This window comes from Luteococcus sp. Sow4_B9 (assembly GCF_052116585.1).
In the GTDB taxonomy this organism is placed as follows: Bacteria; Actinomycetota; Actinomycetes; order Propionibacteriales; family Propionibacteriaceae; genus Luteococcus.
The window spans coordinates 51,022-58,785 of sequence record NZ_JBQKKT010000018.1; the positions used below are offsets into that span (position 1 = coordinate 51,022).

The 7,764-nt window shown below is 65.0% G+C and carries 8 protein-coding genes; 5 read left to right on the top strand and 3 right to left on the bottom strand.

Going from position 1 to position 7,764, the window contains the following annotated elements; all coding sequences use genetic code 11:
• Positions 1–43 precede the first annotated feature (43 nt).
• A complete protein-coding gene (gnd, locus tag ACTQ49_RS11260; RefSeq protein ID WP_441827930.1) occupies positions 44–970 on the bottom strand; it encodes a phosphogluconate dehydrogenase (NAD(+)-dependent, decarboxylating) in 927 nt (308 codons plus the stop codon).
• 223 nt (positions 971–1,193) lie between these two features.
• Entirely contained in the window at positions 1,194–2,354 is a 1,161-nt protein-coding gene (dnaN, locus tag ACTQ49_RS11265) for a DNA polymerase III subunit beta (RefSeq protein WP_441827931.1), read from the bottom strand.
• 654 nt (positions 2,355–3,008) lie between these two features.
• Here dnaN and ACTQ49_RS11270 point away from each other — a divergent pair.
• Positions 3,009–3,641 (top strand): TetR/AcrR family transcriptional regulator, encoded by a 633-nt coding sequence (locus tag ACTQ49_RS11270; RefSeq protein ID WP_441827932.1) that lies wholly within the window; start codon positions 3,009–3,011, stop codon positions 3,639–3,641.
• 79 nt (positions 3,642–3,720) lie between these two features.
• On the opposite strand, the gene dnaA is transcribed toward ACTQ49_RS11270, so the two are convergent.
• Positions 3,721–5,151: a chromosomal replication initiator protein DnaA gene (gene dnaA / locus ACTQ49_RS11275; RefSeq protein ID WP_441827933.1), complete on the bottom strand. Its 1,431-nt coding sequence runs from the start codon at positions 5,149–5,151 to the stop codon at positions 3,721–3,723.
• 497 nt (positions 5,152–5,648) lie between these two features.
• On the opposite strand from dnaA, the gene rpmH reads away from it, so the two are divergent.
• Genes rpmH through yidC form a run of 4 tightly spaced genes read left to right on the top strand, consistent with a single transcriptional unit; the run spans position 5,649 to position 7,710 of the window.
• Positions 5,649–5,786: a 50S ribosomal protein L34 gene (rpmH, locus tag ACTQ49_RS11280; RefSeq protein WP_441827934.1), complete on the top strand. Its 138-nt coding sequence runs from the start codon at positions 5,649–5,651 to the stop codon at positions 5,784–5,786.
• Between the two features lie 9 nt (positions 5,787–5,795).
• Complete coding sequence (gene rnpA / locus ACTQ49_RS11285) at positions 5,796–6,242, top strand: ribonuclease P protein component (RefSeq protein WP_441827935.1); 447 nt, start codon at positions 5,796–5,798, stop codon at positions 6,240–6,242.
• Entirely contained in the window at positions 6,239–6,577 is a 339-nt protein-coding gene (yidD, locus tag ACTQ49_RS11290) for a membrane protein insertion efficiency factor YidD (protein ID WP_441827936.1), read from the top strand. Before rnpA ends, yidD begins: the two co-directional genes overlap by 4 nt.
• Positions 6,577–7,710 carry a membrane protein insertase YidC gene (gene yidC, locus ACTQ49_RS11295; RefSeq protein ID WP_441827937.1) on the top strand — a complete coding sequence of 378 codons (1,134 nt, stop codon included), beginning with the start codon at positions 6,577–6,579 and terminating at the stop codon, positions 7,708–7,710. Before yidD ends, yidC begins: the two co-directional genes overlap by 1 nt.
• The last annotated feature ends 54 nt before the right edge of the window (positions 7,711–7,764 follow it).

Sequence of the window (7,764 nt, forward strand, 5' to 3'; positions counted from 1 at the left end):
GACGGCACCACCCGTCAGGCGGACGGTCACGGGACCCAACGGCTCAGTGCCCCTTCGGGTTGCCGCCCTCTCCCGGGGTCATCGTCTTCTCGGGCTGCGCCGCGACGACGGCATGGCCGCCGAACTCATTGCGCATCGCCGCGATCATCTTCATGGCCGGCTTGTCCTCCTGCTGGCTCACGAAGCGGGCGAAGAGGCTCGCGGCGATCGTCGGCACCGGGACACCAAGATCAACCGCGGCATTCACGGTCCAGCGGCCCTCGCCGGAGTCCTCGGCGATGTCGTCGATCGCGTCGAGGTGCGGATCCTTGTGCAGCGCGTCGACGGTCAGGTCCAGCAGCCAGGAGCGGATGACCGTGCCTTCCTTCCAGCTCTCGAAGACCTTCGGGACGTCGGTGACCTCGTCGGCCTTCTCCAGCAGTTCCCAACCCTCCGCATAGGCCTGCATCAGGGCGTACTCGATGCCGTTGTGCACCATCTTGGCGAAGTGCCCGGCACCGTGGGCTCCGGAGTGCACGAAACCGTAGGGACCCTCGGGCTTGAGGGCGTCGAAGACGGGCTGGACCGTGGCGACGTCGGCGGCCTCGCCACCCACCATCAGGGCGTAGCCATATTCCAGGCCCCAGATGCCACCGGAGACACCGCAGTCCAGGAAGCCGATGCCCTTGGCCTTGAGCTGCTCGGCGTGACGCTTGTCATTGGTCCACTTGGAATTGCCGCCGTCGATGATGATGTCGCCGGGGCTGAGCATCTCCGCCAGCTGGGTGATGGTCTCGTCGACGAACTTGATGGGGAGCATGACCCAGACCACCTTGGGGCCCTCGGTCAGCTGGTCCACCATGTCCTGCAGGCTCGTGGAGTCGCTGATCTCCTGGTTGACGTCGTAGCCGATGACGGTGTGGCCGCCCTTGCGGATGCGCTCGCGCATGTTGCCGCCCATCTTGCCCAGGCCGACGAGTCCGATCTGCATGCTGCTTCCTTTCACGGGTCTGCACGGTGCCGCACCGCGCAGGCACCAGCCTAGGGAGATCGCGCACCCCGTGGGGAGAGCCCCCCTCGCCTTCCGCTCTGGGGGTCACGTGACCCATCCTGCGACATGGGACGGTTCCGTGCGCTGGACCGGACATGACAGGAGCTCCCGCAGATCTGCGGGAGCTCCTGTCGGTCTGGCCGGTTCTTCTGGCCTGGTCTGCTCAGTTGGGCAGACGCATCAGCATGATCACGTGCTTGTAGTCCGGCAACGGATCCGAGTCCAGATCCGAGAGACCGGTCACCAGGCAGGGCTTGCCCGGCGCGGTGAAGGAGAAGTGCACGTAGGGGGTGTCGACGGCGTTCAGCGCATCGGACAGGTAGTGCGGGTTGAAGCCGGCCGCGGTGATCGACATCTCACCGCCGGTGTGGTTCTCGACCACCGCCTCGATCGCCTCGGAGGCCTGGGCCTGGTCACCGGTGGCGGCCTCCAGCGAGACCTGACCGTCGCCGATGATCATCCGCAGAGGGGTGTTGCGCTCCGCAACCAGCGCCACGCGCTTCACGGAGCTGATCAGCTCGGCAGTGTTCACCCGCACGGAGACGGTGGCCTGCACATTCATCAGGTGGCGGACCTTGGGGAACTCCCCGTCGAGCAGACGGGTGGTGATCTGGCGTGTGCCGCCCTGACCCTCGCCCTCGAAGCCGATCAGGCCGTCGCCAGCCGAGGCATTCGAGAGGCTCATCGTGATGTTCTCGCCGGCACCCATGCTCTTGGCCGTCTCGCTCAGCACCTTGGCCGGAACCAGGGCGGCGCCGGAGGCCTGCGAATTACTGGGTCGCCAGGTCAGCTCCTTGAGCGCCATGCGGTAGCGGTCCGTGGCCAGCAGGGACAGGGTCTCGCCCTCGATCTCCACGCGGACACCGGTGAAGACCGGCAGCAGCTCGTCGCGGCCGGCGGCCACGACCACTTGACTGACGGCCTTGGCGAAGTCCTCGCTCTCCACCGTTCCGGTGGCAGCCGGCATCTCTGGCAGCGTGGGGTAGTCCGTGACGGGCAGCGTCTGCAGGGTGAAGCGGGCCGAACCGCAGACCAGCTCCATGCGCGACTCGTCGCTGGTGAGCTCCACCGGCTTGTTCGGCAGGCTGCGGGCGATGTCGGCGAGCAGGCGGCCGGAGACCAACGCCTCGCCCGGCTCCAGCACGTCGGCGACGACGTTGATCTGCGCCGACGTCTCGTAGTCGAAGCTGGACATGGTGATGCCCTCGTCGGTGGTCTTGATCAAGAGCCCAGCGAGGATCGGGACGCTGGGTCGGCTCGGCAGGCTGCGGGCGGCCCAGGCCACGGCCTCGGCCATCACATCGCGTTCCAGGCGAATCTTCACGACGTCCCCTTCGAGTGCAGGTAGTTGGATCTCCACCACCACCTGCTCCTGCGCTGCTCTTCGGGCACACAGTGGTCAGATGACGGCGTGGGCATCATATCCACTCACCCCTAGTGAATGACAGGTTGATCGTCAGCGCCCTCGGGTTCTGGTTGAGGGTCTTCGGTCTGGGCAGCGGTTGTCCACACAGTGGGGGCAGTCCGGCTTTGAAGACCCTTGAGATGTATGTCCTGTAGTCATCGTCATCACTTCTGTGGAACCTGTGGACAACTCGTGTCTGGGCTTGTCAGCCGCTGAATGAGCAAAATTCTTCCTTGTGGATGGCGTGGGCCCCGGTTGGGGATGGCTGTGCATGGCGCGAGGACGTGCAGATCGTCATCCACCGGATGGCCACATCGGCGAGCCGAGTTGTCCACAGTTGTCCACAGGCAACCTGTGGATTGTGCACAACGGTGTTCGTCCAGAAAACTTCCCCGTCTTCGCCCCGCATTCACCGATTCCACCGTTGAGGTGCGAGTCGGGTCGAAAGGTCTCAGGCGACCTGCAGACCATTGCCCGGCACTGTCAGTTGGGTCGGAAACCTCGTTGGTCGGATACTTGGGTGACGTGCGGGCCCCGACGAGGTGGCGCCCTCCGGACCAGGAGTTGACCGAGTTGAGCGGAAGCGAGCACCACGAGCCGAGTCCCAAGGGGGACCGGCGTCGAGCCCAGATCCTGGATGCCGCCGTGCAGCTGTTCGGCGAGGTGGGCTACCGCGGGACGTCACTGCGCGACATCGCGGCCAAGGTGGGCATCACCCACCCCGGACTGCTGTACCACTTCAAGTCCAAGGAAGACCTTCTGCTGGAGGTACTGGCCCGCCGCGACGAGGACGACGGCGCGCGCTTCCACACCAATGGCACCGAGCGCAGCGCCGTGGAGCAGCTGGCGGGGATGGTCTCGATCGTCGAGCACAACGCGTCCCGGCGCGGGATCGTGGAGCTCTTCAGCACCCTGTCCACCGAGGCGACCGATCCGGCTCACCCGGCGCACACGTATTTCACCCTGCGCTACGAGATGTTGGTGGACTCGCAGACCGTCATCTTCCAGAAGATCTCCGAACAAGGGCTGCTGCGTCCCGGGTTGACCCCGGAGATGGCGGCCCGCAGCCTGGTGGCGCTGATGGACGGCCTGCAGGTGCAATGGCTCTACGACGAGCGTGGTGTGGACATGGCACGCGACGTCCGTGGCTACCTGGATGCGATCCTCGTGCGTCCCCTGGCCGACCTGGTGGCCGAGCAGGCCTGAACCGGGGCAGGCCTGAACCCGAGGACGCCCGAACCCGGGCCGGACTGAACCCGAGCGGGGCTTCATCCCACCCAGGGCCTCACTGGCCCTTCTGCTTGATCCGGTTGGTCAGCTCGGTCACCTGGTTGAAGACGCTGCGACGTTCGCGCAGCAGCTCGCGGATCTTGCGATCGGCGTGCATCACCGTGGTGTGGTCCTTGCCACCGAAGAGCTGGCCGATCTTGGGCAGGCTCATGTCCGTCAGTTCGCGGCACAGGTACATGGCGATCTGGCGAGCGGTCACCAGCACATGGGTGCGGGAGGTGCCGGTCAGTTCCTCGAGCGTGATGCCGAAGTAGTCGGCCGTTTCCGACATGATCAGCTGCGGCGTGACCTCCGCCTCCTGGCCCTCCGGGATCAAGTCCTTCAGCACGATCTGCGCCAGGTCAAGATCCACCTCCTGCCGCTGGAGGCTGGCAAAGGCGGTGACCCGGATCAGCGCACCCTCGAGCTCACGGATATTGGTCTGGATCTTCGACGCGATGAACTCCAGCACGTCGGGGCCGGCCGTGAGGTTCTGGGTGGCGGCCATCCGCTTCAGGATGGCGATGCGGGTCTCCAGGTCCGGCGGCTGGATGTCGGTGATCAGACCCCACTCGAAGCGGCTGCGCAGGCGCGGTTCCAGGGCCTCCAGCAGCTTCGGGGGACGGTCCGAGGTCATCACGATCTGCTTCTGCGCATTGTGCAGTGTGTTGAAGGTGTGGAAGAACTCCTCCTGCGTCTGGATCTTGGACTCCAGGAACTGGATGTCGTCGATCAGCAGGACGTCGACGTCGCGATAGGTGCGGCGGAACTGGGCGGTGCGGTTGTCACTGATGGCATTGATGAAGTCATTGGTCAGCTCCTCGGTGCTGACGTACTTCACGCGAACGCGGTCGTAGTAGTGCCGCACATAGTGGCCGATGGCGTGCAGGAGGTGGGTCTTGCCCAGTCCCGACTCGCCGTAGATCATCAGCGGGTTGTAGCTCTTGCCCGGGGCCTCGGAGACTGCGGCCGCCGCGGCATGGGCGAAGCGATTGGAGGAGCCGATGACGAAGGTCTCGAAGGTGTACTTCGGGTTCAGCCGATCGGCGTCAGGGGTGTTGATGGCTGGGGTGGGACTGCTGGGACGCAGCCTCTCGGCGTCGGGCTTGGGGATGAACTGGGCCGGTTCGGGATCGAACTCCTCGGGATCCTCGTCGCGGTCCGGAACCTCCAGACTCAGCTCCAGGTCCGGCTCGACGGTGATCGCCAGGCGCATCTGGCGGTGGAAGAAGTCCGAGAGCGCTTCCTCGATCTGCACGCGCAGACGGGTCTCGATGCGCTCACGGGTGAACTCATTGGGAACCGCGATCATCACGGTGGACTCGTGCATGGTGAGGGGCTTGGTGTTCTTCAGCCATGCCTTGTTCGGGGCGTCTGCGCTGGTCTGGATGTGCTTCCAGGCCTTGGTGAGCTGGGCGGCAGGATCGTCGGCGGATGCGGAAGCCACGCGCTCTGACGAAATGCTCACTGTCACACCAATCGCTACGTCCCCGGATCTGACTGGCGTCTCCCCGCGGGGGTTTCAGGGGCGCCATGATTCCGGCGGAATCAGGTCATGCACGTATCCACACAGTTTTCCACAGCCTGTGCGCAAGCGGCCATTCCGGGGTGTCTGTCCCGGTCAGAGCCGTGTGGAGGGCGCTGTCCCAAGCCTGTGGAAAACCCTGCTACGGACCGTAGACGATACTTCCGTGGCAGCGCGCGGGCAAGCCGACTCGACTCAAAATGTTTGGTGGTGCGGCGTGTCGACTGGACTACATTGATGTAGTTACCTCGATGAAATTGGGTAGGATGCGGTTCGGTTTGCCCCGGACTGGTCACAACCCGTATCGTTGACCAGTCGCCGGCCGTCGGCGATGCACTTCCCCGTGCCGGAATGGATTCCTCACCAGGTGTTCATCCGTTCCGGGTTCCGCCAATTCGAAGACAAAGGGAGTAATCCCCGTGAGCAAGCGTACTTTCCAGCCCAGCAACCGTCGTCGCAGCCGCACGCACGGTTTCCGCGCCCGCATGAGCACCCGCGCCGGCCGTGCCATTCTGGCTTCGCGTCGTCGCAAGGGTCGCGCCGAGCTGTCTGCCTGACGAGTTCGGGTGCTCCCCGCCCAGTCACGGGTGCGTCAGGCATCCGACTTCCGCGCGACCATTCGCGGAGGTGTGAGGGCGGCGAGACCTACTCTCGTCGTGCATGCGCGCGCAATTGATGATGTCGTGCATGCGCGCGCAATTGACGATTCCGTGCATGCAGGCATGACGCACAGCGTGCGTGCAGAAGCGCCACAGAGCCCCCCTTCACGGGTGGGCTTTGTTGTGTCCAAGGCCGTGGGCAACGCAGTCACCCGCAACATGGTGAAGCGTCGCCTGCGGCATCTTGTGCTTCCCCTGATGGCAGACACACCCGGCATGGTGGTGGTGGTGCGGGCGCTGCCCGCAGCCGCCACCGAGCCGGACCGGCTCCCGGTTGACCTGGCCCAGGCCTGGTCCCGGTGCGCGGAGCGTCTGGGTCTGGGCAAGGACGCCGAATCGAAGGGTGCCTCGTGAAGTATCCGTTGATTGCCTTCGTGAAGTTCTGGCGTGCCTTCATCTCCCCGCTCTACGGGCAGACCTGCAAGTACCACCCCTCGTGCTCGGCCTATGGCCTTCGAGCACTCGAGGCACGCGGAGCCATCGTCGGCTCGCTGCTCACCATCTGGCGCATCCTGCGCTGCAATCCCTGGTCTCTGGGCGGCTACGACCCAGTACCCGGCACGCCAGAGGCCGCCGAATGGCAGGCCCGGCAGACCGAGCGTGCTCGCGGGCAGAACCAGGCACCCACCACAGACTCGTCCGTCGCCATGGCCACGGGCAACTCCCACAACACCCGAGGTGACATCTGATGGTTCCACTCCAGACGCTGCTGCTGTTCTTCGGACTGAAGGACGCGTTCATGGACTTCGGCAGCGCGATCATGCAGCCGATCTACTGGGCCGTGTCCGGTCTGATCGTGCTCTTCCACAACCTGTGGGCACCGGTCTTCGGCCACGGCAAGGGCATCACGTGGGTGGCGTCGATCATCTGCCTGACCATCGTGATCCGTACCCTGCTGATCCCGCTGTTCGTGAAGCAGATCAACTCGTCGCGAGACATGCAGCTGATCCAGCCCAAGGTCAAGGCGCTGCAGGAGAAGTACGCCAATGATCGTGAGCGCCTGGGCCAGGAGACCATGGCCCTGTACCGCGAGGAGGGCGTCAACCCGATGGCGTCGTGCCTGCCGGTTCTGCTGCAGATGCCGATCTTCCTGGCGCTCTTCCGCGTGCTGGAAGGCGCCGCTCGCAACCCGATCATTCCCCGAGGTCATTTCTTCAAGCAGAATCCAGAGCTGGTGCAGTCGCTGCATGACGCCACTGTCGGCGGTGCGCAGCTGGCTGGTCGCTTCCTGCCCATGACCCCATTCGGGGCCAACCAGATCACAGCCCTGGTGCTGATCCTTTGCATGACGGCGGTGCTGTTCATCCAGCAGAAGGAGCTGATGATCCGCAACATGCCGCCGGAGGCCCTCACCGGTCCGATGGCACAGCAGCAGAAGATGATGCTGTACATGTTCCCGGTGATGTACGCACTGGGTGGCATCTACATCCCGATTGGTGTGCTCATCTACTGGATGACCACCAACCTGTGGACCCTGGGCCAGCAGTTCATCCTGATCCGCAACAACCCGACGCCCGGAACCCCGGCCCACGTCGACTGGCAGGAGCGCATGCGCGCCAAGGGCAAGGATCCCGACAAGATCGAGGCCGAGCGCCGGGCGAAGCGTCAGAAGAGCCGTCAGGCCAAGCTGGTGACGCCTGCGGCCACCCCGGCTGCGTCGAGCGATGAGGGTGGCGCGACGGCGGCTCCGCGCCCCGGTGTTGCGCGTCAGCAGGTGACCCGCCAGACAGTGCGCAAGACCTCTGATGGTGGCCGTCAGACCGTGCAGCGCCAGCAGCCTGCCCGTCAGCCCCGTCAGGCGCGCAAGAAGAAGAAGAAGTAGTAGTGGCGGTTCGGCTGGCTCCTCGCCCCGGACGCGCCCCCCGAACCCCAGGCG